We start from the raw sequence: 21,767 nt of genomic DNA on the forward strand, positions 1-21,767 counted from the left end.
TGCCAGGGCCGTCAGGCCGCGCCGGGCGGGGTGCCGGGGCGCAGACGTACCGGAAGCGTCGCGGTGCTGTTGCCGACGAAGCCCGCGCGGTGGGGCAGCGCCGTCGCGGGTACGGCGAGGTCCAGGCCGGGGAATCGGGTGAACAGCCGCTCCAGGGCGATCGTGGCCTCCATCCGGGCGAGCGGCGCACCCAGGCAGTAGTGCGGTCCGTGGCCGAGCGAAAGGTGCCGGGCCGCGGTGTCCCCGGCCGGTCCGGTCACGTCGAACCGGTCGGCGTCGGGGCCGTGTGCGGCCTTGTCCCGGCCGGCGGCCGAGTATCCCGCCAGCACGGGTGTGCCCTTCGGGATGACGGTCCCGTCGAGGGTGAGGTCGCGGGTCGGATAGCGGAACGGGAAGTAGCTGACCGGGCTGTCCCAGCGCAGTGTCTCCTCCACCACGTCCGCCCAGCGTGCCCGGCCGGACCTGACCAGGGCGAGCTGGTCGGGGTGGGTGCACAGCGCGCGGACGGCGTTGGTGATGAGGTTCAGCGTGGTCTCGTGCCCCGCGATGATCATCAGGAGCAGGGTGCCGATGAGCTCGTGCTGACCGAGCCGGCCGCCGCCCTCGTCACGGGCGGCGATCAGGGCGCTGGTCAGATCCTCGCCCGGCTGCTCCGCCCGGGCGGCCGCGAGCGCCGTGAGCAGCGCCACCAGCTCCCGGTTTGCGGCCATCACCTCCTCGGGGCCGGTGTCCGTCGCGACCACCCGGCTGGACAGATGGTGCAGTCGGTCCTGGTGCTCGGCGCCGACCCCGAGGAGTTCGCAGATGACACCCATCGGCAGCGGCAGGGCGAACCGGGCGCGCAGGTCGACCGTGCCGTCGCCCTCGGCCGCGGCCCGGTCGACTCCGTCGAGCAGATCGGCGGTGACGGTCTCGATCCGCGGTCGCAGTTCTTCCACCCGCCGGGCGGTGAACGCCTTGCTGACCAGTGAGCGCAGCCGTCGGTGGTCGTCGCCGTCGGCGGTGGTCATGCCCTGCACGGTGGCGAACGTCTTCAGCGGCCAGCCGTCGGGTATGCGTCCCTCGGCCAGCTCGGTGAAGTGGCGTGCGCCCTTGGCCACATGGGGGTGGGCGAGGAACTCCTTGAGCGCGTCGTGTCCGAGCACGGCCATTCCGGCCACGTCGCCGGGAAGAACGACGGAGGCCACGGCCCCCTGGGCGAGCAGCCTGGCGTTGTCCGCGTGCGGGCAGCCGCCTGCCGGGTCCATGCGGTGCGGGGTGCTGGTCAACGGGCTCTCCTGACGGTCGTCGGCCGGTACCCGGCGGGCCGCGCGGCGGTACTCTGTCCGGGCTCGCCGATCCTATGGCCGACGGTGTCGGCAGGGAGGTGTGTCACGGGTGCTCACACGGATTTCCGCACGGTCAGGAGTTCATGCAGATACCGCTTGGTGATGCTCCCTCCGTGCCGCTCGTCGATCAGGGCCCGGATGCAGGTCAACAGACCGTGCCGCGCGTCGGGGGCGAGATCGCGGTGGCCCGAGTAGGTCATCAGCAGGTCCAGATACTGCTCGGCGGTGTACGTGATCTCCCGCGCGTGACGGCGCACCCGGACGGGCCCGTCCCACGGGGGTTGTTCCAGTTCACCGAAGACCGTGTGCACCAACGCCTCGTCCCGAAGCCGGATGTCCGGGCGGGTGGCGGGGTCCCAGCGCTCGTAGCACCGTTGTGCCTGCTCGAAGAAGTCGCCGCTGCCGCCCGCCACATGATGGGTGGTGACGATCGCCAGCGTCCCGCCGGGCCGTAGGACGTCCGCCGCTCTCGTGAAGCGCAGCACGGGGTCGATCCAGTGGATGGCGGTCGCGCACACCACGAGATCGAAGGGGGCCCTCGGGGGCGTCCACTCCTCGAACGGCGACACCTCGACATGTGCGCGGGGGAAGCCGCACAGATTGCGCCGTGCCACGGCCGCCAGCGAGGGGCCCAGTTCGACGGCCGTCAGCTCGCATCCCAGCCCCGCGAGTGCAACGGTCAACTGGCCGGTGCCCGACCCCACTTCGAGCACTCTGCTCCGCGTGCCGAGGCCGGCCACGGCCGCGAGTTCCGTGACCAGGTCCGGCGGATAGCGCGGGCGCATCCGGTCGTAGAGCTCCGCGTCCTCGTCGAACGTGCCGCGCAACGTGTTCATACCGGATACAACGCCGGACGGATCCGCGCGGTTTCATGGTGCGGTTCCATGGTGCGGCGGCCTGACCGCAGACGCCCCGCCGCATCTGCGGTCAGGCCCCCGCACGACGTCTCCCGCTGTCATGACAGGGGCGCATCACCGGTTCTTCGGCGTCGGGTGTTTCGGCCGCTCAGCCTCGGCTTCCGCGCCCGCATTCCGAATGCACATCTTCCACGATTCACCCCATCGGCCCAACGCGAGGTCGGCATGCGCACCGCCCTGGCGGGCGGCCACCGCCGAAATGCCGGGCATGTGGCGCCCGGCCTCCACGGTCAGGGAGGTTGCAGCGGCCATCCGGGTGAGGCGCGATGGGAAAAGGACGCGCCTCCCTTGATGTGGCCCAGCCACAGGACGCGCCCGGGCGAGGAGGAATCGGTCATGGGAGCCGCTGACGGTTTCACGGATTCCGGAGAGCTCGACGGCCTCACGGTGTACGACACCGCGGGCGAGAAGGTGGGCAGTGTGGGCCGGGTGTACGTCGACGACAACACCGGCCGTCCGGACTGGATCACGGTGAAAACCGGCCTGTTCGGTATGAAGGAGAGTTTCGTTCCTCTTTCCGGAGCCCGCCGAGTGGGCTCCGACCTGCACATCCCGCTTTCGAAGGACCGCGTCAAGGAAGCCCCACGAGTGGACGCGGACGCGCATCTGTCCGTGGCCGAGGAGGAGGAGCTCTACCGCCACTACGGCCTTGCCGAGAACACCACCGCCGGACTCGGCGGCCAGGCGGACACGGGAACCACCCCGGCGCCCGGGTCCGACACCGGGGGAGCGCCGCACCGAGAATGAGGTGCGGACCCGTGTCGTGCCAGGGTCCGCTCTCCCACCGCGTCAGGATCCGGGTCTCCCGCCGCGCCAGGACCCGGATCGCTCGCCCTGCCGGTCCTGCGACGGCCCGGCTCGCTACGGCAGGCGGCGCTCCGGCCGCTCCGGCAGGAAGCGCACCGAGGGCCGTCCGTCCGGGCCGTCGGGAGTGACCCGCGCCCTGACCCGGTAGACGTCGGCGATCAGCTCCTCGGTGATCACTTCCGCCGGGGTCCCGGCGGCCACCACCCGCCCCTCCTTCATGACGACGATCCGATCGCAGAACATCGCGGCCAGATTGAGGTCGTGCAGAGCGATCACACCGGTGAGGGGCAGCGAGGTGATCAGCGACAGCAGATCCAACTGGTGCTGGATGTCGAGGTGGTTCGTCGGCTCGTCCAGCAGCAGTTCACGCGGCTGCTGGGCCAGTGCGCGCGCTATCTGGACACGTTGCCGCTCGCCTCCGGAGAGGGTGTGCCAGGACTGCTCGCCGCGATCGGCGAGACCGGTCCGCTCCAGCGCTTCGCGCACCGCGTCGTCGTCCGCCCGGCCGGGTGCCGACCAAGCCCTGCGGTGCGGAATACGCCCGAGGCGTACCACGTCCAGGACGCTCAACTCGACCTGGGTGACGGCATGCTGGTCGACCACGGCGACCCGCTGGGCCACGGTTCGGCGACCGATCTCGTCGAGCCGCCGGCCGTCGAGGGTGACCACGCCCGCATCCGGGGCGAGGACTCCTGCCAGCACCCGCAACAGGGTCGACTTGCCGGAGCCGTTCGGCCCGATCAGCCCGACGGTGGCGCCGGGCGGCGGGGCGAGATGGACCCCGTCGAGGATGAGGCGGCCGCCCGCCTCCCGGCTGACCCGCTCGGCACACAGCCCCTCGGTGGCCCCACCCGTCATGTGATCCTCCGGCTGCGGTACAGGACCAGGACGAAAGCGGGCACGCCGATGAGGGCGGTGACGACTCCCACGGGCACTTCCTGCGGGTCGAGGACCGTCCTGGCGAGGGTGTCGACCCAGACCAGGAATACCGCCCCGGCCAGGGCGGTGACCGGCAGCAGCAGCCGGTGCCCGGAGCCGGCGAGCGCACGGGCGGCGTGCGGCAGGACCAGACCGACGAAGCCGATGGCACCGGCCGAGCTGACGAGCGCGGCGGTCAGCAGCGCGGTCGTGCAGAGAAGCACGATCCGGGTGCGCGCGACATGGACGCCGAGGGTGGCGGCGGCGTCCTGACCGAACGCGAAGGCGTCGAGCGTACGGGCGTGACCGAGGCAGATCAGCAGCGTCACGACGAGGACGGCGGAGCAGATCCACACATCGGTCCAGCCGACCCCGCTGAGCGAGCCGAGCAGCCAGAACAGCACCCCGCGGGTCTGCTCGGCGTCGGCGGCGGTCATCACGACGAAGGAGGTGAGCGCGGAGAACAACTGCATGGCCGCGACACCGGAGAGGACGACCCGGTCGGTCGTGCCGCCCAGGGTGTGGCTCAGCAGCAGAACGAGGGCGAACGAGCACAGTGCGCCGATGAACGCGCCGGTCGAGATCGACACCGCTCCCCCGCCGACGCCGAGGACGACAACCACGACCGCGCCGGTCGACGCTCCGGAGGAGACGCCGAGGACGAACGGGTCGGCGAGCGGGTTGCGGAGCAGGGACTGCATGACGGTTCCGCACACCGCGAGCCCGGCGCCGCACACCGCGGCGAGCAGGGTGCGCGGCATGCGCAGGTTCCAGATGATGCCGTCCCGGATCGGGGTGAGCCGTGACCGGCCCCAGCCGAGGTGGGAGGCGACCGTGGACCAGACGTCGGCGACGGAGATACGGGCGGGTCCGATGGTGACGGCGACCGCGACGGACAGCACGAGCAGTGCGATGCCACAGGCCCACAGGGCTCCGCCGCGCAGCTTCCGTATCCCCGTGCCACTGCGCACGGCTGCTTCGCAGGCCCGTGGCGCGTCCACCGCCGTGGCCCGTTCGGTGTCCGTCACCCCGCGAATCCGAATGTGCGCAGCCCGGCGGCGACGCGTTCCACACCCTCGACCGTCCGGATGGACGGGTTCATGGCCTGGCCGCTCAGCAGGACGTACCGCTTGTGCCTGACGGCGTCCATGTTCTTCGTGACGGGGTTGGACTCCAGGAATTCGATCTTCTTCGCGGCGCTCTCGGCGGTCTGTGCCTTGCGGGTCAGGTCGCCGATGACCAGGACGTCGGGGTTGCGGTCGGCGACGGTCTCCCAGCTGATCTGCGGCCATTCCTCATGGGTGTCGTCGAAGACGTTCTTCGCGCCGAGTTCCCTGGTGATGATGCCGGGCGCTCCGCAGCAGCCGGCCAGGTACGGGGCCTTGGAGTCGGAGAACCAGTAGAGGAGGGTGGCGTCGGAGGCGTCGACGCCCTCGGTCGCCTTCTTCACCCGGGCCCGCAGCTGCGCCACGAGCGTGTCGCCGCGTTTCTGCACGCCGAACACCTTAGCCAGGTCGTGCACTTCGTCGTACACACTGTCCATGGTCAGTGGCGCGGTACGGGCTCCGTCGCCGCCGCCGCTGTTGTCCTTGCCGGTGCAGTCGGCGGGCGAGACATAGGTGGGGACGCCGAGTTCCTCGAACTGTTCGCGGGGTGCGACGCCCCCCTTGGCGAGCGTCGACTCGAACGCCGCGCTGATGAAGTCGGGTTCCTGGTCGAGGACCTTCTCCGACGACGGCCGGTTGTCCGCGATCCTGGGAACCTTGGCGTTGGCCTTCTCCAGGCCCTTCATCACCGGGTCGGTCCAGGTCGAGGTGGCGGCCAGCCGGTCGGCGAGGCCGAGGGAGAGCAGGATCTCCGTCGATCCCTGGTCGACCGAGACGGCCCGGTGGGGTGCGGCTTCGACGGTGACGGTGCGTCCACAGTTCTTCAGCGTCACGGGGTATCCGTCGGCGGAGCCGGACTTCGCGGCAGAGCTGCTCGTTCCGCCCCCGCAGGCGGTCAGCAGGACGAATCCCGCCGAGAGCAGGGCGATGGTGCGGACAGGGCTGGCTATGGACGGCACGGAGTCCCTCTGCGTCTCGGGGCTCATGCGCGGAGCCCGGTGTACGGAGTCCTGCGCCCGGTACCGGGTCGCAGGTGCCAGCAGGTCTTCGGACTCGGGCTCCTACGGACGGGACGCCTTCCCAGGACACCCGCGGGTGGTCCCAGTGGCCGTGGCCCCGCCCGTCCCCCTCACCGCTGCGCGTCAGTTCCGGATTCTCACCGGATTCCCTGACCCCTACGTGGAGTTTGACTGGCTTCGGCAAGCTATCACGAGCCTCCGCGCAGCTCATGGGTGGTGTGGCCGGTGGTACGCCGGGCTGTGCGACCGTCGCACCACCTGCCCGATGCCTAAGGACGCTGCAGAGCGATCACGGCGTTGTGCCCGCCGAAGCCGAAGGAGTGGCTGACGGCGCGCCGGATGGGCTGCCGCAGAGGTCGCTCGGTGACGCAGTTGATGTCGAACTCGGGCGCCGGGGCATCCAGGTTGGCGATCGGCGGTACGACTCCGCGCTGGAGCGTCAGGACGGTCAGTCCGGCCTCGATCGCTCCGGCTGCCCCCATGCAGTGCCCGAGTACGCCCTTCGGGGCGGTGACGGGCGGCCGGTGCGGGTAGACCCGGCCGATGAGGGCGGCCTCGGTGGCGTCGTTGATCGGTGTCGCCGTGCCGTGTGCGTTGACATGCTCGACGTCCTCGGCCGCCCAGCCCGCGTCGCGCAGCGCGGCCTCGACCGCAGCCTGGGCGACCGCGCCGGAAGGGTGCGGACTTGTGGGGTGGTGGGCGTCGGTGGTGGCGCCGGTGCCCGCGAGCAGTGCCCGCGGCGCGGCGCCCCGGGCGACGGCGTCGTCCGCCCGTTCCAGCACCATGACGGCGGCGCCCTCACCCATGACCAGCCCGGCACGGTCGGCCGAGAAGGGCCGGCACCGCCTGGCCGGGTCGCCCTCCGCCCGGGCCGCGGCTCCGGACCGGGCGAATCCGGTCATGGCGACCGGGTAGACGATCGACTCGGTGGCTCCGGCGATCGCGATGTCGCACTGTCCGGTGACCAGCAGATCGCGGGCGACGGACAGTGCGGTGGCGCCGGAGGAGCAGGCGGTGCACGGTGCCAGGCTGGGACCGGTGGCCCGCAACTGGATGGCGATCTCGGCCGCGGGCATGTTCGGAATGGTGAGCAGGATGCCCGACGGCGAGGTGGCATCCGGTCCGAGCCGGTCGAGTACGACGGCCTGCTCGGTCAGTGCGGCGGAGCCTCCGCTGCTGGTGCCGACGACCACCGCGACCCTGCTGCCCTCCCACTGCGCCGGGTCGAGTCCGGCGTCGGCGACCGCCTCCCGGGCGGCGACAACGGCGAACTTGACGTACTTCCCCATCCGGAAGGACGTGCGCCCGCCGATCGCGGCGTCCAGATCGATACCGTCGACCGTGCAGGCGAAGTCGATCGCGCACCCTTCGAGTGCCGCGACGGTACGCACCGGCGAGACTCCGGCGCACACACCTTTCCAGGTGGATTCGGTGTCGTTGCCGACCGGGGTGATCATTCCCAGGCCTGTTACGGCAATCGCGGGCCTGTTCATCGGGTGTTGCTCGCCGGTGCTTCGCCGCCCATCAGCGCCCCGCTGCCGGCTGTCGCGTCGATGTACCGCGTGATGTCGGCCAGGGTGGCGTCCTTGGGGAGCTTGTCGAAGTCCCCGTCGCCGCCCATTGTCTCCCTGATGAGGACGGCGAACTCGGCGACGGCGAGGGAGTCCATCTCCAGGCTGTCCATCGTGGAATCCGGGCGGATCTCGACGACGGGCACTTTGAAGGTGTGTGTCAGAACCTCGGTGATCTTGGGATGAATCGCGCTCATGAGCTTCCTCTCCATCATTCGGTACGGCTGCCGGGGACGGCGGGGGAACCGTCCCGACGCCGAATCAACTGGGTGACATGCCTCCAGTTACGCCTTGTGCCGAACCGATTCGCCACCGCCCTGCTGCGGCTGCGTGCACCACCGGGCCAGGACGGCTGCCGTACCCCAGAAGACCAGCAGCACAACGCGGACACCGAGGGCCCCGGCCGCCTCCCGTACCCGCCGCGTCCGCACGACTGTTCCCATCCCTGTCACGGCCCTCACCGCTCCCCCGGGGCCGTCGCCCGGTCCCCGCCCGGCTGCCAGGCGGCCGCCGGATCGTCGTACGCATCGACGTAGTCGGCCCCCGCGATGGGCCAGTCGGCGAGCAGTTCCCGCGGCAGCGCGAAGGAGTCGGCGAGGGCGGGCAGATGAGCGGCGACGGCGGCGATCAGCTCTTCCAAGGCGTCCGGCAGCCCATTGACCTGATTGACCGTCAAATACCCTGCAGCCAGCAGATCACCGCTGTTCTGGGCGATCCGGTCGAGTGCGAACAACCGCTGCAGCTCGACCAGCCGCTCACGGGCGGGCCCGTCCTGCATACCTGCCACCGCGTCCGTGTACGCCTCGGCAGCCTGCCGGTGGGCGTGGGCCTCGACGCCGCGGAGGGCGGGACCGGATGCGATGTTCCACCGCTCCAGCGGGTCACCGTGCGGTGCACGGCCCAGCCTTTCCCTGGCCCGGCTGAACCAGATCCCCTCCAGCGCGGCCAGGAGCCTGCCGAGGAACCCGGGGTCGGTGAGATCACCGGGTTCGCCGCCGAAGGGAGCGCCGTACGCGGCCGGATCGGTGACGAAGAGCATTTCCGCGGCCGCCTTGGCGTGGATGGCCAGGTTGTCGCCCTCGGCGGTGATGACGCCTTCCACTCCGGTGATGAGTTCGGTCATGCCGTTGTTCTCCAGGAGCGCCTGGGCACCACACCGTTCACGGCATTCGACGATCACGGACCTGGCCTGCCAGCTGATCCATCCCTTGGCGACGGCGACCAGCCGCTCCGCCTCCTCCCGCCCCGGGCCCGAGCCGCCCTCCCGTCCCTCCCAGCGGTTCAGGGCCCTGCGGTGCAGCAGGCTCATGGCGAAGACCGTGGCCATGGCCCGGGCGAGCGGGCCGTGGTGGCTGCGGTGGGCGATCACCGGTACCTGACGCGATCCGCGGGGCCCGGAGATGTACCGATGGCTGCCGTAGCGGACGGCGACGGCGAGCGTTGCGCGCGCGGAGCCGACCGCGCAGGCACTCATGGAGATCTTGCCGGAGGTGACGCGCCCGATCGACGCGAGGAGGCGACGCCTGCGGTTGCCGACGGCGCTGCTGAACTCGCCGTCGTCACCGATCCGTCCGTGGTCCCCGCCCAGCAGCGCATCGCGCCCCACGAAGACTTGGTCGAAGGAGGTCAGACAGTGGTCCACCGGGCTCCCCATGCGTGCGGGAAGTCTGCGGACCCGTACGCCGGGCAGGGCCCGTACGGCATCGGTGAGCGGGACGAGGAAGAGGAAGACGCCGTGATCGGTGCCGTCGACGAGCAGACGCGCGGCCACAAGACCGGTCTTGGGACCGCCTGCCGGACTGGTGTTGGGCATGAACTTCTGTGCGCCTGCATGCGGTGTGTGCAGCACAAAGCCGTCGCGTTCGCGGTCGTAGGCGGCCGCGGTCTCGACGGCCGCCGCGTCGTTGCCGTGCGCCACCTCCGTACAGAGAAAGGTGCCGATGCTGCGCAGCCGGAGGAAGTCCGACAGATCGCGCCGGCTGTCGCCTTCGTGGTCGAGGAGACTGCCGAGAAAGAGGTTGTAGTGGATGCCCGCCACCGTGGTGAGGGCCGGGTCGACCGGGCCGAGCCATTCGTGCAGGGCCGCGAGGGCGCGCGGGTCGGCGGCGAGCCGGGCGCCGCTGTCGAGGCAGTCGTTGAGGATACGCAGCCGCTCGTACGCGAGACGCAGGCGTTCGTCGGGAGTGCAGCGGTCCGGGCGGCGGAAAGGTTCCGTGCTGATCATCCGCTGCCAGAAGCCGTGCTCCCGGCGGAAGTTGTCGCCGAGGAGCACACCGGTGAGAAGGTCCGTGGACCGTTCGGCGGAGGGGCTGTCGATCGTTGCGGTCATGAGACAAGAACGATCAGCCGACGGCGAGGACACCGGGGGCCGTCTTCGGCGGACCGTCCGCGTCGACGCGTTGGAAGGCGAGCGCGACGTTGTGTCCGCCGAAGCCGAAGGAGTGGCTGAGTGCCCGCTCGACGTTCTGCACACGGGGCTCCTTGACCACACAGTCGAGGTCGAACCCGTCCGGCAGCGAGTCCAGGTTGGCGATCGGCGGGACGAGACCGTGCTCCAGGGTCAGCACGGTGGCCACCGCTTCGATCGCCCCGGCCGCGGCGAGGGTGTGCCCGAGCACACCTTTCGGGGCGGTCACCGACGGCCGGTGGGGGAAGAGCCCCGAGATGAGCGCTGTCTCCATCGCGTCGTTCAGCGGGGTCGATGTGCCGTGCGCATTGATGTGGTCGACCTCGTGGGACACCCAGCCCGCCTCGTGCAGCGCCGCCTCCACCGCCCTGCGCGCACCGGATCCTTCCGGGTCCGGGGCTGTGAGGTGGTGGGCATCGGTGCCGGAACCCGCGCCGGTCAGCAGGGCGCGCGCCCGTCCGCCGCGGGCTTGCGCATCGAGTGTCCGCTCCAGCACGAGCACGGCGGCGCCCTCACCGATCACGAAACCGTCCCGGTCCGCGGCGAACGGCCGCGATGCACCCACCGGATCGCCGGTACGCAGGGAGAGCGCTCCCATTCCCGCGAAGGCGCTCACCACCAGCGGAGTCAGTACGGACTCCGCGCCGCCTGCCACCACCACATCGCACCGGCCGCTCGTCAGCAGGTCACGGGCCACGGCGATCGCGGTCGCCCCGGACGCGCAGGCCGTGGCCGGTGCCAGGCTGGGACCGTGGGCCCGCAGGGCGATGGCCACCTCCCCGGCGGCGGCATTGGGCATCATCATCGGGACCAGGAGCGGCGACACCGCCTCCGGTCCGCCGTCGTCAAGCCTGCGCAGATTGTCGACGAGCACGGAAACCCCGCCCACACCGACGCCGAGGACCACTCCCACCCGGTCGCCGTCCCACCGCTCCGGTGACAGTCCTGCGTCCGCCACCGCCTGCCGGGCTGCGACCAGCGCCATCTTCACGAACCGTGCCATGCGCCACACCGAGCGTCCGCCGACGGCCTCGTCCAGGTCGATCCCGTCCACCGGACAGGCGAAGTCGACCGGGAGCCCGGTCAGTTCCTCACAACGCCGTGCCATGGACACACCGGCGCACAGTCCCGCCCAGAAGGTGTGCTCGTCCGCGCCCGCAGGGGTCACCAGCCCCACTCCCGTAACTGCGACGCTCATGTCGACCCGCCCCATGATCCGCCCCTCCTCCGTAATCGATCACGTCTACCGGATGTCGAACGGCAGTCGCCCCGGCGAGGATGCGCTCACTGAGCCGAACGGGTCACCGATGGGCCGAGTGGGCCGAACCTCGCCGCGCGCCCGGTGAACGCGTTCACCCGTCCGCAGCAGTCCGCCGCGCTGTGGGCACCGGCAGGGCATCCCCTTGGGACATGGAAGCGGACGGTAACCAGTCTCAGTCCCCGGAAGCGCGCGCGGAACTGGAGGCGCTGCGCGCCAGGGTGGCGGTGCTGGAGGCCCGTGCCCCGGCACGGCACCGGCTGCGGGCCCGTTCGTTCTTCGCCGTGCTGCTCATTCTCGTCGCGGCCGTCCTCACGCCGCTGAGCATCGTGTCCACCTGGGCGAAGAACGAGATCGGCGACACGGACAACTATGTGGCGATGATGGCGCCGCTCGCCTCCGACCCCGATGTGCAGTCCGCGGTGACCGATCGCGTGACCGGCGCCGTCATGAAGCACCTCGATGTGAAGGCGCTGCTGGCCGACGTCGCCCCGGCGGACCGGCCGGTTGTCGACAAGGCGCTCTCGAGACTGAGCGGCCCCCTGACCACGGGGGTTTCGGACTTCGTGCACGGGACCGTGGAGAAGTTCGTCGCCAGCGATGCCTTCGAGACCATCTGGACCGACCTCAACCGGACCGCCCAGTCCGCGACGATGAAGGCGCTGTCCGGGAGCGGCGGCGGGGCGGTGAAACTCACCAACGACACCGTCACCATCGACCTGGCACCGGTGATCGACCGGGTGAAGCAGATCCTCGTCGGCCGGGGGCTGACGATCGCCGCGAAGATCCCCGACATCCACACCGACTTCACGGTGCTCACCTCCGACTCGGTCGGCAAGGCCAAGAAGTGGTTCCGGGCCCTCCAGATCATCGGTTTCTGGCTGCCGTTGGTCACTCTGGTCCTTGCCGCGGGCGGGGTGCTTCTCGCGGTACGCCACCGTCGCGCACTGGTCACGGCGGCGCTGGTGATCGCGGCGGGTGCCGCGGTGCTCGGGCTGGCCGTGTGGGTGGGCCGTGCCTTCTATCTCGACAGTCTCCCGTCCGAGGTGTCGCAGCCGGCCGCCGGTTCCGTCTTCGACGCCCTGGCCGGCCCCGTACGCGCCTTGGTCCGGCTGGTGGTCACGCTCGGTATCGTGGTGGCCCTCGCCGCCTGGCTCACCGGTGACGGCCGTGCCGCGACCCGGGTCAGCGCCATGTGGAGCGGCGGCATCGGTGCCGTACGGGACGCGGCCGGTGTCACCGGCGGCCCGGTCGGCAGGTGGGTGCACCGCGCCAGGCTCTGGCTGAACTGGACGGTGGTTGTGGTGGCCGCCGCGGTCCTGGTGGCGTGGGACCGGCCGACGGGCCTGGTCACCGTGTGGATCACGCTGTGCGCGCTGTTCGCGCTCGCGGTCATCGAGTTCCTCGACGACGACAGCACGCCGCATCTGGCGGCGCCCGGGTAATGAACCGGTGATGAGTGGTTCCTGCCGAACCTTCACGGCCGGTGGCACGGGTGACGGCCGAGGACCGGCAGCACCGTGGACTCGGTGCCCTCCGGGCCGTCCCGGCCGGCTGATGCCGCGCCGCCGGCACGACGGTGCCACCTTTCCCACGAGGGGCCGGTGGCACCGTCGTGTTCAGCCGCGGGCGAGTGCCGTCTTCAGCTCCGTCTCGTCGGGCGGATTGGCGCCGGCCCGTGCGACGGTCACGGCGGCACTGGCCACCGCGTGGCGCAGGATCTCGGTCACGGTGTCCCGGTCCAGCGAGCGCAGCCGTTCACGGCCGTCCGCACCGAGCAGCCCCTGCGAGGCGAGGGCGTGCAGGGTTCCGGACATGAAGGCGTCGCCCGCACCCACCGTGTCGACCACGTCGGCGGGCAGCGCGTCGACCGTCACCTGCCCGTCGGGAAGGACGGCCAGGGCACCGTCGCCTCCCCGGGTGACGAGGACGACGGCCGGGCCGGTGGCGAGCCACCGCTCGGCGACCCGCTGCGGCTCCTGGCCCGGATACAGCCATCGCAGGTCCTCGTCGCTGGCCTTGACGACATCGCTGAGCGCGACGCAGCGCTCGACCTTGCGGACAGCCGCTTCGTGGTCCCCCATCAGCTCGGGCCGCACGTTGGGGTCGTAGCTGACGGTCGCGGACGTCCGAAGCGACTCGACGGCGGCGAGGACGGTGGTCGCTCCGGGTTCCATCACTGTCGCGATGGATCCGGTGTGGACGTGGTGCGGAGCCCGGTCCAGGGAGACCGGGTGGAGCGTCCAGGTGATCTCGAAGGTGTACGCGGCCTGGCCGTCGTCGTCCAGGGTCACGGCGGCGGACGGGGTGACTTCCGTGGCACCGTCCGTGCGGATCTCGACCCCGGCGCCGGTCAGATGGTCCCTGATCAGCCGCCCGTTGTCGTCCGGGCCGAGCTGGGTGAGCAGGGTTGCGCCGTGCCCGAGCCGGGCCAGACCGTACGCGACGTTGGCCGGGCTGCCTCCCGGGTGGACCTGGTCGGCCGCACCCGGCAGCCGGACGATGTCGGCGACGCATTCGCCGATGACCAGCAGGTCGAGTCTGTCGAGCATGAGCTGGGGTCTCCTAGAGTGCGGTGACGAAGGTGCCCTGGTAGGCGGTGCGGCCTCCGAACACATTGAGCCCGATCCTGCCGCCTGCATAGCGGGTGTCCGTCACATCGATGACCGGACGGCCGTCGATGAACGCCTCGATCCGTCCGCCCCGGGCCCGTTCCGCAGCGCAGGAGTCACCCCGGTGCGCAGCAGCAGGGGCACTTCGGCGCGCGTACGTCAAAGCCGACGGGCGGCGACCTCCAGCGCGTCGGACACGAGTACCAGGAACCGTGCATGGGCCTGTGGACTGCAGACCGGCTCCGGATTCCAGGGCAGCACCCGGGCGGCACGCTCGATCGCCGACCACTCCTCGTTCGTCCGGAGCTCGTGCAGGGGTGTGGCGTTGGCCCGGATGTCGGCTAGCACGATGGCGGGGCGCAACGCCGCGGCGTCCGCCCAGCCGACCGTGGACCAGTTCGCGCCGGGCCCCTCGGCCGGTGCCACCAGGTCGACACCGAGCTCGGCCAGCACACGCAGCTCGGGCCACATGCGGGGGCGGGCGAGGTGCGTCCGGTCCTGCCCGGCCGGGGAAAGGGCGACCACCCTGGGCCGGTCCGGTCCGGCGGTGAGCGTGCGCAGCCGGTCCCGGGCAGCCTCCAGCTCCTGTGTCGCCGTCGTCGGTTCCTCGGCGCCGAGTGAGCGTGCCAGCCGCGCGAACCGGTCACCGATCTCCGCGAGGGTGCGCGCCTGGCCCACGTCGATGACGACGACCGGGACGTGCTCCTCCAGATGTTTGGCGGTCTCCGGGGCGAGCCCGTAGACATGACCGCCGCCGTAGCTGACGGCCACGACGAGGTCCGGCTCACCACTCAGCAGGGTGTCCACGTCCAGGGTGCTGCCCGCGCCGAGATAGCCGACGTCGGTCAGCGACAGCGATCCGGTCTTCGCCGCGTCCGGCACGGCTTGGTCATCGTGATCGGAGCCGAATATTGCGCTCGGGCGTATCCCGTGGTCCCACAGGGTCGCACCGGCCTGGACATAGGCGAGCACCCGCGTCGGGCACCGCCCGGCGGTCGACAACTGTCCACGATCGTCGGAGAACTGCCACACGGTCTGCTCCCTCACGTCACACGTCACACGTCCCTCGACACCGGTCGCTTCGCCCCGTTTTCCGGGTCGTACACCAGTACCTGCCCAGCGAATCCCCGCGACACCCCCTCCCATGGCCTGTCCGGTACAGATGACGCGAAGACGCCCGCGGGTGGCCGGGGCCGGCGCCCCCGGCAGGGATCCCGCCCCGGTCGAGGACCTCCCAGCGGCTTGTCAGCGCGTGCGTGTGGTGCTGATGCCGTGACCGGTCGATCCGACACTGTCGTCGTCCGCCGGCCGGGCCGGCGCGGTGCCACCGAGAACGGGCCGGCCCGGCTGCTGCCGGCCTACCATCTGCGGACCCGGACCGAGAAGGGCGAGGCCGTCGCCGACGCGGCCGAACTGCCCGCCCGGTACCGGGCGGCGTGCCACGACGATGTCGTACTGCCGGCGCTGAACGGTGACACCCCTGTGGGCCGTGTCGTGGTCACCGCCGCCGTCGAGGGGCGGTCGGAGATCAAGCGGCTGTGGACCGATCCGGAGTTCCGGGGACGCGGCATCGCCTCCCGTCTGATGAGCGCCGCGCCGGCGCACGCCGAACCGAGCGGAGTCGGCACGGTTCGGCTCTCCGTATGGCAGTGGCGCACGGGCGCCATCGCCCTGTACGAACGGCTCGGCTTCGAGACCAGTGAACCGTGGGACGCACGGGACGAGTTGGTTTGCATGGAGCGCATCGTGTGAGTGGGTGCCGGGCGTAGTCCCGCCGATGCCGACGGACCGCTACAGGCCCGCTTCGGTGGTGCGCCCAAGGTAGGTGACGGGTCCGGGGTCCGTCACCCGGATCTCGCCGAAGCCGAGACGGTCGTAGAAGGCCCTGGCCGGAGTGTTGGACGTGAGCATGGACAGATGTACGGCGTCGACTCCCTTGGCCCGCAGCGCAGCCAGGAACGTACGCATCAGCGCTGTGCCGTACCCCTTCCGCTGCCATGCGGGCAGCAGATCGATGTGCAAGTGCGCCGGATGGGCTGCCAGTTCGGGAAGGATCATCCGCTCCGGGTCGTGCAGGAGGGCGATCATCTCCTCGCTGGGGGTACGCGGCGGGCCGTCGAGCACCGGGAAGCGCTTCTCGACCAACGGCAGCCACTTCTCGCGGAACGCTTCGACGAACTGCGCCGTGTTCGCGGTACCCAGGATGTAGCCGACCGCTTGGCCCGTACCGTCGTCGATCACGAAGGCCAGATCGGGTTCGAGGCAGGCGTACGGCGCGGCGAAGATCGACGGCATCAGCGTCCGGTCCGGATACAGGTGCCGGGAGTCGCCGCCGTTGTCGGCCGTCCGGACGCAGATGTCCGCCAGGGCCGCACGGTCGTCGGGGTGGTAGGCCCGTGGGCCGGCAGGCTGGGTCATTGCCTCATCCTGCCGAGTCTGGGAGCGCTCCCACAAGTATCGGGGAGAAGTTCTTCTAAACACGGCCGTGTTCCGTGTCGAGCCGTTCAGCCGGCGTCGACACCGAGTCCGGTCAGGAACGCCGCAGCGGCCGGAGTGGGGCGGAAACGGCTCCAGACCAGCCGCTCCGTGCGGGCGGGCGCGTCGCGGACGGGCAGCACATGTACGCCGGTCAGTTCCGCCGCGAAGGCGGCCGGCAGCATGGCGATGCCGAGCCCGCTGCGGACCAGCCGAACGATGAAGTCGGTGCCGCTGACCTCGAAGGCCACCTCGCGGGTGAGCCCCATCGCCGCGAACGCCTCCTCCGACTGTGCCCGGGCCGCGGTGCCGTCGGGGTAGTCGACGAACATCTCCTTCGCCAGCCGTTCCAGACCCACTTCCGCCTCACCGGCCAGGGAGTGGGTGGGGGCCACGACGGCGACCAGTTCGCCCGTGGCGAGTTCGTGATCGCTCACGCCCTTCGGCCGGTAGCTCGGCAGCACACCCAGGAACGCCACGTCGAGCGCGCCGTCCCGCACCTCCTGGACCAGGTCCTTGCTCGCCCCGTCCCGCAGGACGATGTGCACCTTCGGGTAGCGGAGGTGGAACGCCCGCAACGCCGCCGGGATATCGACCGCGGCGACGGTCGGGATGGCTCCGACCGCCAGGCGCCCGCGGACCTCCCCCGCCGTGGCAGCCACTTCGGCACGGGCCCGTTCCGCCGCGTCCAGCGCCTGCCTGGCCTCCGGCAGGAACGCCTCGCCCGCCGCGGTGAGCCGCACCTGACGGCTGGTGCGGTCGAAGAGCCGGGCCCCAAGCTCCTTCTCCAGCCGCGCGATCTGATGACTCAACGCGGACTGGACGACCAGACACCTCTTCGCGGCACGGGTGAAGTTCCCCAGTTCGGCCACCGCGACGACGTACCGCATCTGCTGAAGTTCCATCCATCCATCGTGAACCACGATCGATGAAATGAAAAACATGTGTTGGACTCATGGATGGTGGATCCCCGACGCTGAGGGACATGGCTCATTCCACACACGGGACCCGAAGCCGGACCGTCCCGCGCACTCTCCCCGATTCGCCCACGCTCGGGCGCGGCCTGGTCCTGCTCATGGCCCTCGCTGCCGGACTCTCGGCCGCCGGCAACTACTTCGCACAGCCGCTGCTCGACATCATCGAGGTGAATCTGCACATCGGTGTCACCGCGGCGGGGCTGATCGTGACCGCCGCCCAGGCCGGTTACGCGCTGGGCCTGATCCTGCTCGTTCCCCTCGGGGACGTCATGGAACGCCGGCGACTCGCCGTGAGCCTGTTCGCGCTGACCGCATTCTTCCTCCTGGCCACGGCCGCCGCCCCCACCGGCCCCCTGCTGATCGCCGGGACCCTGCTCACCGCGCTGACCTCCGTCGGCGCGCAGGTCGTGGTGCCGTTCGCGGCTACGCTCGCGGCTCCGGCCGAACGCGGCAGGATCGTCGGCGTCGTCATGTCCGGTGTCCTGCTCGGCGGGCTGTTCGGGCGGATGGCCTCCGGCGCGCTGTCCGAACTCGGCGGCTGGCGGACCGCGTACTGGGTCAACGCGCTGCTCATGGCCGTCATGGCGATACTTCTGCACAACCGGCTCCCCCGGCTGCCCCGGCAACGCGACGCGGCCCCGATGTCGTACACCGGACTTCTGCGCTCCACACTGTCCCTGCTGCGGCAGGAGCCTCTGCTCCGCTGGCGGGCGGCCATCGGTGCGTTCTCCATGGCCTCGTACAGCGTGCAGCTGACCGCGCTGACGTTTCTGCTGACCCGGCCCCCTTTCCGCTGGAACGCGGCCGCCATCGGACTCTTCGGTCTGGTGGGCGTCATCGGTGTGGTGGGCATGAACTTCGCGGCCCGGTTGAGCGACCGCGGCCGGGTACAGGCGGTGTCGGGAACGGCGGCCGCGCTCCTCACGCTCTCCTGGCTGCCGCTGCTGGCCGGCGAGTCCTCCCTGCTGTGGCTGGCGGTCGGGGTGATCTCGCTGAACGTCGCTCAGCAGGCGGGGCTCAACAGCGCACAGAATGTGATCTACGCGCTCCGCCCGGAGGCCCGCAACCGGATCAACTCCGGATTCATGACGCTCTTCTTCATGGGCGGGGCGGCCGGGGCCGCACTCGCTTCGGTGGTCTGGGCGCGGGCGGGCTGGAGCGGCATCTGCATCCTGGGCGGTTCGCTGGCCGCCGGAAGCCTCGTGCTGTGGGTCCTGGAGCGCGTCCGGATGGCCTCCGCCGCACGTCCCGGATCCGTCGCCGTCACTCGTTGACGGTAGTCAGCAGCACCACGGCGTCCTCCAGCGCCAGCAGCCCGTGCCGCTCCTGCGGGATCGGATGGAGTCCTCCGGCGCTCAGTTCCACATCACCGGAGGGCGCCGTGAGGCGTACTCTGCCGCGGAGCACCTGGAGGGAGGCCGCGGCGGGTGCGTTGTGCTCGTCGAGGGCGGAGCCGGAGGTGAGGGCGATGACGGTCTGGCGCAGGGGTTCCTCATGCAGCAGGCGGTGGGCGCTGCGGCCGTGTGCTGAGGCGCGGGCCGCGGCCAGATGCTCGTCGGCGAGGGCATTCAGATCGTCCATATGCCCACTGTGCCGCAGCCCTCGTCCCCCCGCGATCCTGCCGGAGGCCCACCGCACGGAATTCCCGGTCGCCCCCGCCGGCTCCCCCCGCGGTCAGTTCCGCAGCCAGGCCGTCGTGTCCTGCGGGAGCCTCCCCTCCTCGTCCAGCGGGCCGCTGGTGAGAAGGATGTCCGTGTGTCCGGGCAGCTCGGCGGGTTCCGCCCCCAGATTGGCGACACAGATCAGTCCGCCGGTCCGGGTGAAGGCGAGCACCCCTGGTGCCGAGGGCAGCCAGGTCAGGTGCTGCGCACCGGAATCCGCCGCCACCCGGAAGCCCGGTTCGGTCCGGCGCAGCCGCAGGGCTCGGCGGTAGAGGCTGAGCATCGACTGCGGATCGGCGCTCTGCCGGTCGGCAGCGTACGAGGACCAGTCGGCCGGCTGCGGAAGCCACGGCTCCGTGGTGGAGCCGAAGCCGGCGTACGGTGCCTGCGCCGACCACGGCAGCGGCACCCGGCACCCGTCGCGTCCCGGGTCGGTGCCGCCCGAGCGGAAGTGCATGGGGTCCTGGATCCGGTCACGCGGAATATCCACCTCCGGAAGACCCAGTTCCTCGCCCTGGTAGAGGTAGGCCGCACCGGGCAGGGCCAGTGACAGCAGGGCCGCGGCGCGGGCCCGCCGGGTGCCGAGTGCCAGGTCCGTCGGTGTGCCGAAGGACTTGGCCCCGAAGTCGAATCCGGTGTCCTCGCGGCCGTACCTGGTGACGGTCCGGGTCACATCGTGGTTGCACAGGACCCAGGTGGCGGGGGCGCCGACCGAAGCGTGCTCGGCGATCGTGTCGTCGATCGCGGTGCGCAGCGGCCCGGCGTCCCAGGGGCAGGCCAGGAAGTTGAAGTTGAAGGCGGTATGCAGTTCGTCGGGGCGCAGATAGCGGGCGAAGCGCTCGCTGTCCGGGAGCCAGACCTCGCCGACGAAGACCGCCCCGTACTCGTCGGCGATGGCCCGCCAGGAGCGGTAGATGTCGTGGAGTTCGTCGCGGTCGGTGAACGGGTGGGGGTCGCGGCCCTTGACGAAGTCGGGCAGTGCGGGGTCCTTGACGAGCAGGGCCGCCGAGTCGATCCGTACACCCGACACGCCCCGCTCGAACCAGAAGCGGAGCACGTCCTCGTGTTCCTGGCGGACGGCCGGGTGTGCCCAGTTGAGGTCGGGCTGCTGGGTGGCGAACAGGTGCAGGTACCACTCGCCGTCCTCCAGCCGGGTCCACGGGACGCCGCCGAACTCGGAGACCCAGTCGTTGGGCGGGAGCTCGCCGTCCGTGCCGCGTCCGGTCCGGAAGTGGAAGAGTTCCCGCTCGGGGCTGCCGGGTCCGGCGGCGAGGGCCGCACGGAACCATGCGTGCTGGTCGGAGACATGGTTGGGGACGACGTCGACGATCGTGCGGATGCCCAGTTCGCGGGCCTCCGTGATCAGCTTCTCGGCCTCGGCGAGACTGCCGAATGCGGGGTCGATGGTGCGGTAGTCGGCCACGTCGTATCCGCCGTCGGCGAGGGGCGACAGATACCAGGGGGTGAACCAGATCGCGTCCACGCCCAGTTCGACGAGGTGGGGCAGCTTGGCCCGTACTCCCGCCAGATCGCCGGTTCCGTCACCGTCGCCATCGGCGAAGCTGCGTACATAGATCTGGTAGATGGCGGCGTCGCGCCACCAGTTCGCGGTGGCCTCGGACGGAAGGCTGGCTGCCACGTGGCGTTCCTTTCGGGCAGGTGGGACTCCGCCGCCGGCCCCGGACAGCGGGGCGCTGGATGGGAGAGAGCCGACGGCGGAGTGCTGCGGGGGGGGTGACGGCAGTTCGACGGCAGGAGCTAACCCTTGAGGCCGCCTGCGGTGAGACCGCTCATGATGTTGCGCTGGAAGAGCAGGAAGATGAGGAGCGTCGGGACGGAGGCGATGGTGAGCGCGGCGATGAGTACGTTCTCGGGCACTCCGCTCGCCAGCGAGTAGATGCCCACGTTGAGGGTCTGTTTGCCCGGATCGGGCAGGGTGAGCATCGGCCAGAGGAAGTCCTTCCACACACCGACGATCGCGAAGATGGAGACGACGCCGAGGATCGGCCGGGAGATCGGCAGGACCACCGAGCGCAGGGTGCGCAGTGGCGTGGCTCCGTCGATGGCGGCGGCGTCCAGGAGTTCGCCCGGTATCGAGTCGAAGAACCGCTTCAGCAGGAAGATGTTGAAGGCGTTGGTGACGGACGGCAGCCAGATGACCCACGGTGAGTTGAGCAGATTGCGCTGCACGATGGGCACGTCGAGGACCGTGAGGTACTGAGGTACGACGAGGACGGTGGCCGGGATCATCAGGGTGGCCAGCATCATGCCGAGGATGGCCTTGCCGAACACCGGGCGGAGTCTGGACAGCGAGTAGGCGGCGGCGACGTCGAAGAGCAGCTGGAAGGCGAGCGCGCCGAACGCGTAGTAGAGGGTGTTGAAGAGAAGTCTGGACAGGTCCATCACGGCCCAGGCCCGGGAGTAGTTCTCGGTGTGGACGGAGGTGGGGAAGGCGGTGGGCGGGCTCTGTACGGCTTCCTGGGTGGCCTTGAGTCCGCCGGTGACCATCCAGTAGAGCGGTCCCAGGAAGGCCACGGTGAACAGGATGATCACCAGGGCGAAGACGATCCAGTAGACGGCCTTGCCCCGGGGCCTGGCGAGCTGGGCCGGTGAGATCAGGGTCCGTTGGCGTCCCGGGTCGGCGGCGCGCCGCCCGGCCCTGCGCTGTCCGGGAAGGCGCCGTCGGGAGACAAGGGTGTTCGGTGCCATGG

The 21,767-nt window shown here is 70.7% G+C and carries 22 protein-coding genes, 1 pseudogene and 1 riboswitch; of the genes and pseudogenes, 4 read left to right on the top strand and 19 right to left on the bottom strand.

Annotation, left to right across the window (positions count from 1 at the left end; translation table 11 throughout):
• Window positions 1–11 precede the first annotated feature (11 nt).
• The 3 genes from ACFVYE_RS36030 to ACFVYE_RS36040 all read right to left on the bottom strand — a co-directional run bounded on the left by ACFVYE_RS36030 (window position 12) and on the right by ACFVYE_RS36040 (window position 2,497).
• Window positions 12–1,247, bottom strand: a complete 1,236-nt coding sequence (locus ACFVYE_RS36030; RefSeq protein ID WP_383969902.1) for a cytochrome P450 — start codon at window positions 1,245–1,247, stop codon at window positions 12–14.
• A gap of 134 nt (window positions 1,248–1,381) precedes the next feature.
• Entirely contained in the window at window positions 1,382–2,164 is a 783-nt protein-coding gene (locus ACFVYE_RS36035; protein ID WP_389608269.1) for a class I SAM-dependent methyltransferase, read from the bottom strand.
• A 135-nt stretch (window positions 2,165–2,299) separates the two neighbouring features.
• Window positions 2,300–2,497, bottom strand: coding sequence for a hypothetical protein (locus tag ACFVYE_RS36040; protein ID WP_389608270.1), 198 nt, complete (start codon window positions 2,495–2,497; stop codon window positions 2,300–2,302).
• An 84-nt stretch (window positions 2,498–2,581) separates the two neighbouring features.
• Between ACFVYE_RS36040 and ACFVYE_RS36045 the strand changes: the two are divergent.
• A pseudogene (locus ACFVYE_RS36045) lies at window positions 2,582–2,977 on the top strand (PRC-barrel domain-containing protein); the annotation flags it as partial.
• A gap of 129 nt (window positions 2,978–3,106) precedes the next feature.
• Here the strand turns inward: ACFVYE_RS36045 and ACFVYE_RS36050 are convergent.
• The 8 genes from ACFVYE_RS36050 to ACFVYE_RS36085 form a co-directional block, all read right to left on the bottom strand.
• On the bottom strand, window positions 3,107–3,910 hold the full coding sequence (locus ACFVYE_RS36050; RefSeq protein WP_383969878.1) for an ABC transporter ATP-binding protein: 804 nt from the start codon (window positions 3,908–3,910) through the stop codon (window positions 3,107–3,109).
• Window positions 3,907–4,941, bottom strand: coding sequence for a FecCD family ABC transporter permease (locus ACFVYE_RS36055; protein ID WP_383969905.1), 1,035 nt, complete (start codon window positions 4,939–4,941; stop codon window positions 3,907–3,909). Before ACFVYE_RS36055 ends, ACFVYE_RS36050 begins: the two co-directional genes overlap by 4 nt.
• A 53-nt stretch (window positions 4,942–4,994) precedes the next feature.
• Window positions 4,995–6,062: an ABC transporter substrate-binding protein gene (locus ACFVYE_RS36060; RefSeq protein WP_389608271.1), complete on the bottom strand. Its 1,068-nt coding sequence runs from the start codon at window positions 6,060–6,062 to the stop codon at window positions 4,995–4,997.
• A gap of 34 nt (window positions 6,063–6,096) precedes the next feature.
• Window positions 6,097–6,286: riboswitch (cobalamin riboswitch) on the bottom strand.
• Window positions 6,287–6,364: 78 nt separating this feature from the next.
• A complete protein-coding gene (locus ACFVYE_RS36065; RefSeq protein ID WP_383969884.1) occupies window positions 6,365–7,588 on the bottom strand; it encodes a beta-ketoacyl-[acyl-carrier-protein] synthase family protein in 1,224 nt (407 codons plus the stop codon).
• Complete coding sequence (locus tag ACFVYE_RS36070) at window positions 7,585–7,863, bottom strand: acyl carrier protein (protein ID WP_383969887.1); 279 nt, start codon at window positions 7,861–7,863, stop codon at window positions 7,585–7,587. The genes ACFVYE_RS36065 and ACFVYE_RS36070 overlap by 4 nt, the downstream gene beginning before the upstream one ends.
• An 87-nt stretch (window positions 7,864–7,950) precedes the next feature.
• Window positions 7,951–8,109 carry a hypothetical protein gene (locus tag ACFVYE_RS36075; RefSeq protein ID WP_383969890.1) on the bottom strand — a complete coding sequence of 53 codons (159 nt, stop codon included), beginning with the start codon at window positions 8,107–8,109 and terminating at the stop codon, window positions 7,951–7,953.
• A 14-nt stretch (window positions 8,110–8,123) separates the two neighbouring features.
• Window positions 8,124–9,995 carry an acyl-CoA dehydrogenase gene (locus ACFVYE_RS36080; RefSeq protein WP_383969893.1) on the bottom strand — a complete coding sequence of 624 codons (1,872 nt, stop codon included), beginning with the start codon at window positions 9,993–9,995 and terminating at the stop codon, window positions 8,124–8,126.
• A gap of 13 nt (window positions 9,996–10,008) precedes the next feature.
• Window positions 10,009–11,271 (bottom strand): beta-ketoacyl-[acyl-carrier-protein] synthase family protein, encoded by a 1,263-nt coding sequence (locus tag ACFVYE_RS36085; RefSeq protein WP_383969896.1) that lies wholly within the window; start codon window positions 11,269–11,271, stop codon window positions 10,009–10,011.
• A 212-nt stretch (window positions 11,272–11,483) separates the two neighbouring features.
• On the opposite strand from ACFVYE_RS36085, the gene ACFVYE_RS36090 reads away from it, so the two are divergent.
• Complete coding sequence (locus ACFVYE_RS36090) at window positions 11,484–12,776, top strand: hypothetical protein (protein WP_383969899.1); 1,293 nt, start codon at window positions 11,484–11,486, stop codon at window positions 12,774–12,776.
• A 174-nt stretch (window positions 12,777–12,950) separates the two neighbouring features.
• Here the strand turns inward: ACFVYE_RS36090 and ACFVYE_RS36095 are convergent, their stop codons facing one another.
• From ACFVYE_RS36095 to ACFVYE_RS36105, 3 genes are read right to left on the bottom strand one after another with little or no spacing between them, the layout of a single operon-like run.
• Window positions 12,951–13,883, bottom strand: a complete 933-nt coding sequence (locus ACFVYE_RS36095) for a carbohydrate kinase (RefSeq protein WP_389608272.1) — start codon at window positions 13,881–13,883, stop codon at window positions 12,951–12,953.
• Between the two features lie 13 nt (window positions 13,884–13,896).
• A complete protein-coding gene (locus ACFVYE_RS36100; protein WP_383972690.1) occupies window positions 13,897–14,106 on the bottom strand; it encodes a hypothetical protein in 210 nt (69 codons plus the stop codon).
• On the bottom strand, window positions 14,103–14,990 hold the full coding sequence (locus ACFVYE_RS36105; protein WP_383972688.1) for an ABC transporter substrate-binding protein: 888 nt from the start codon (window positions 14,988–14,990) through the stop codon (window positions 14,103–14,105). The genes ACFVYE_RS36100 and ACFVYE_RS36105 overlap by 4 nt, the downstream gene beginning before the upstream one ends.
• Window positions 14,991–15,215: 225 nt before the next feature.
• On the opposite strand from ACFVYE_RS36105, the gene ACFVYE_RS36110 reads away from it, so the two are divergent.
• On the top strand, window positions 15,216–15,695 hold the full coding sequence (locus ACFVYE_RS36110; protein ID WP_383972686.1) for a GNAT family N-acetyltransferase: 480 nt from the start codon (window positions 15,216–15,218) through the stop codon (window positions 15,693–15,695).
• A 39-nt stretch (window positions 15,696–15,734) separates the two neighbouring features.
• On the opposite strand, the gene ACFVYE_RS36115 is transcribed toward ACFVYE_RS36110, so the two are convergent.
• Both ACFVYE_RS36115 and ACFVYE_RS36120 read right to left on the bottom strand, forming a co-directional pair.
• Window positions 15,735–16,361: a GNAT family N-acetyltransferase gene (locus ACFVYE_RS36115; RefSeq protein ID WP_383972684.1), complete on the bottom strand. Its 627-nt coding sequence runs from the start codon at window positions 16,359–16,361 to the stop codon at window positions 15,735–15,737.
• Window positions 16,362–16,447: 86 nt separating this feature from the next.
• Window positions 16,448–17,323 carry a LysR family transcriptional regulator gene (locus ACFVYE_RS36120; protein ID WP_383972683.1) on the bottom strand — a complete coding sequence of 292 codons (876 nt, stop codon included), beginning with the start codon at window positions 17,321–17,323 and terminating at the stop codon, window positions 16,448–16,450.
• Window positions 17,324–17,403: 80 nt separating this feature from the next.
• Between ACFVYE_RS36120 and ACFVYE_RS36125 the strand changes: the two genes are divergently transcribed.
• Complete coding sequence (locus tag ACFVYE_RS36125) at window positions 17,404–18,669, top strand: MFS transporter (RefSeq protein ID WP_383972681.1); 1,266 nt, start codon at window positions 17,404–17,406, stop codon at window positions 18,667–18,669.
• Here the strand turns inward: ACFVYE_RS36125 and ACFVYE_RS36130 are convergent.
• The 3 genes from ACFVYE_RS36130 to ACFVYE_RS36140 all read right to left on the bottom strand — a co-directional run bounded on the left by ACFVYE_RS36130 (window position 18,659) and on the right by ACFVYE_RS36140 (window position 21,765).
• Complete coding sequence (locus ACFVYE_RS36130; protein WP_383972679.1) at window positions 18,659–18,976, bottom strand: cupin; 318 nt, start codon at window positions 18,974–18,976, stop codon at window positions 18,659–18,661. The genes ACFVYE_RS36125 and ACFVYE_RS36130 overlap by 11 nt on opposite strands.
• A gap of 93 nt (window positions 18,977–19,069) precedes the next feature.
• A complete protein-coding gene (locus ACFVYE_RS36135) occupies window positions 19,070–20,695 on the bottom strand; it encodes a glycoside hydrolase family 13 protein (RefSeq protein WP_383972678.1) in 1,626 nt (541 codons plus the stop codon).
• A 119-nt stretch (window positions 20,696–20,814) separates the two neighbouring features.
• Window positions 20,815–21,765 carry a carbohydrate ABC transporter permease gene (locus ACFVYE_RS36140; protein WP_383972676.1) on the bottom strand — a complete coding sequence of 317 codons (951 nt, stop codon included), beginning with the start codon at window positions 21,763–21,765 and terminating at the stop codon, window positions 20,815–20,817.
• Window positions 21,766–21,767 lie beyond the last annotated feature (2 nt).

The organism is Streptomyces sp. NPDC058239, assembly GCF_042882185.1.
GTDB lineage: Bacteria > Actinomycetota > Actinomycetes > Streptomycetales > Streptomycetaceae > Streptomyces.

Coding starts and splice junctions, on each gene's coding strand:
- ACFVYE_RS36095 (WP_389608272.1), bottom strand. CDS start 13,883: ATGCTCGACAGACTCGACCTGCTGGTCATCGGCGAATGCGTCGCCGAC.
- ACFVYE_RS36070 (WP_383969887.1), bottom strand. CDS start 7,863: ATGAGCGCGATTCATCCCAAGATCACCGAGGTTCTGACACACACCTTC.
- ACFVYE_RS36090 (WP_383969899.1), top strand. CDS start 11,484: ATGGAAGCGGACGGTAACCAGTCTCAGTCCCCGGAAGCGCGCGCGGAA.
- ACFVYE_RS36065 (WP_383969884.1), bottom strand. CDS start 7,588: ATGAACAGGCCCGCGATTGCCGTAACAGGCCTGGGAATGATCACCCCG.
- ACFVYE_RS36120 (WP_383972683.1), bottom strand. CDS start 17,323: ATGGAACTTCAGCAGATGCGGTACGTCGTCGCGGTGGCCGAACTGGGG.
- ACFVYE_RS36035 (WP_389608269.1), bottom strand. CDS start 2,164: ATGAACACGTTGCGCGGCACGTTCGACGAGGACGCGGAGCTCTACGAC.
- ACFVYE_RS36080 (WP_383969893.1), bottom strand. CDS start 9,995: ATGACCGCAACGATCGACAGCCCCTCCGCCGAACGGTCCACGGACCTT.
- ACFVYE_RS36040 (WP_389608270.1), bottom strand. CDS start 2,497: ATGGCCGCTGCAACCTCCCTGACCGTGGAGGCCGGGCGCCACATGCCC.
- ACFVYE_RS36075 (WP_383969890.1), bottom strand. CDS start 8,109: ATGGGAACAGTCGTGCGGACGCGGCGGGTACGGGAGGCGGCCGGGGCC.
- ACFVYE_RS36115 (WP_383972684.1), bottom strand. CDS start 16,361: ATGACCCAGCCTGCCGGCCCACGGGCCTACCACCCCGACGACCGTGCG.
- ACFVYE_RS36130 (WP_383972679.1), bottom strand. CDS start 18,976: ATGGACGATCTGAATGCCCTCGCCGACGAGCATCTGGCCGCGGCCCGC.
- ACFVYE_RS36085 (WP_383969896.1), bottom strand. CDS start 11,271: ATGAGCGTCGCAGTTACGGGAGTGGGGCTGGTGACCCCTGCGGGCGCG.
- ACFVYE_RS36030 (WP_383969902.1), bottom strand. CDS start 1,247: ATGGACCCGGCAGGCGGCTGCCCGCACGCGGACAACGCCAGGCTGCTC.
- ACFVYE_RS36125 (WP_383972681.1), top strand. CDS start 17,404: ATGGCTCATTCCACACACGGGACCCGAAGCCGGACCGTCCCGCGCACT.
- ACFVYE_RS36050 (WP_383969878.1), bottom strand. CDS start 3,910: ATGACGGGTGGGGCCACCGAGGGGCTGTGTGCCGAGCGGGTCAGCCGG.
- ACFVYE_RS36140 (WP_383972676.1), bottom strand. CDS start 21,765: ATGGCACCGAACACCCTTGTCTCCCGACGGCGCCTTCCCGGACAGCGC.
- ACFVYE_RS36060 (WP_389608271.1), bottom strand. CDS start 6,062: ATGAGCCCCGAGACGCAGAGGGACTCCGTGCCGTCCATAGCCAGCCCT.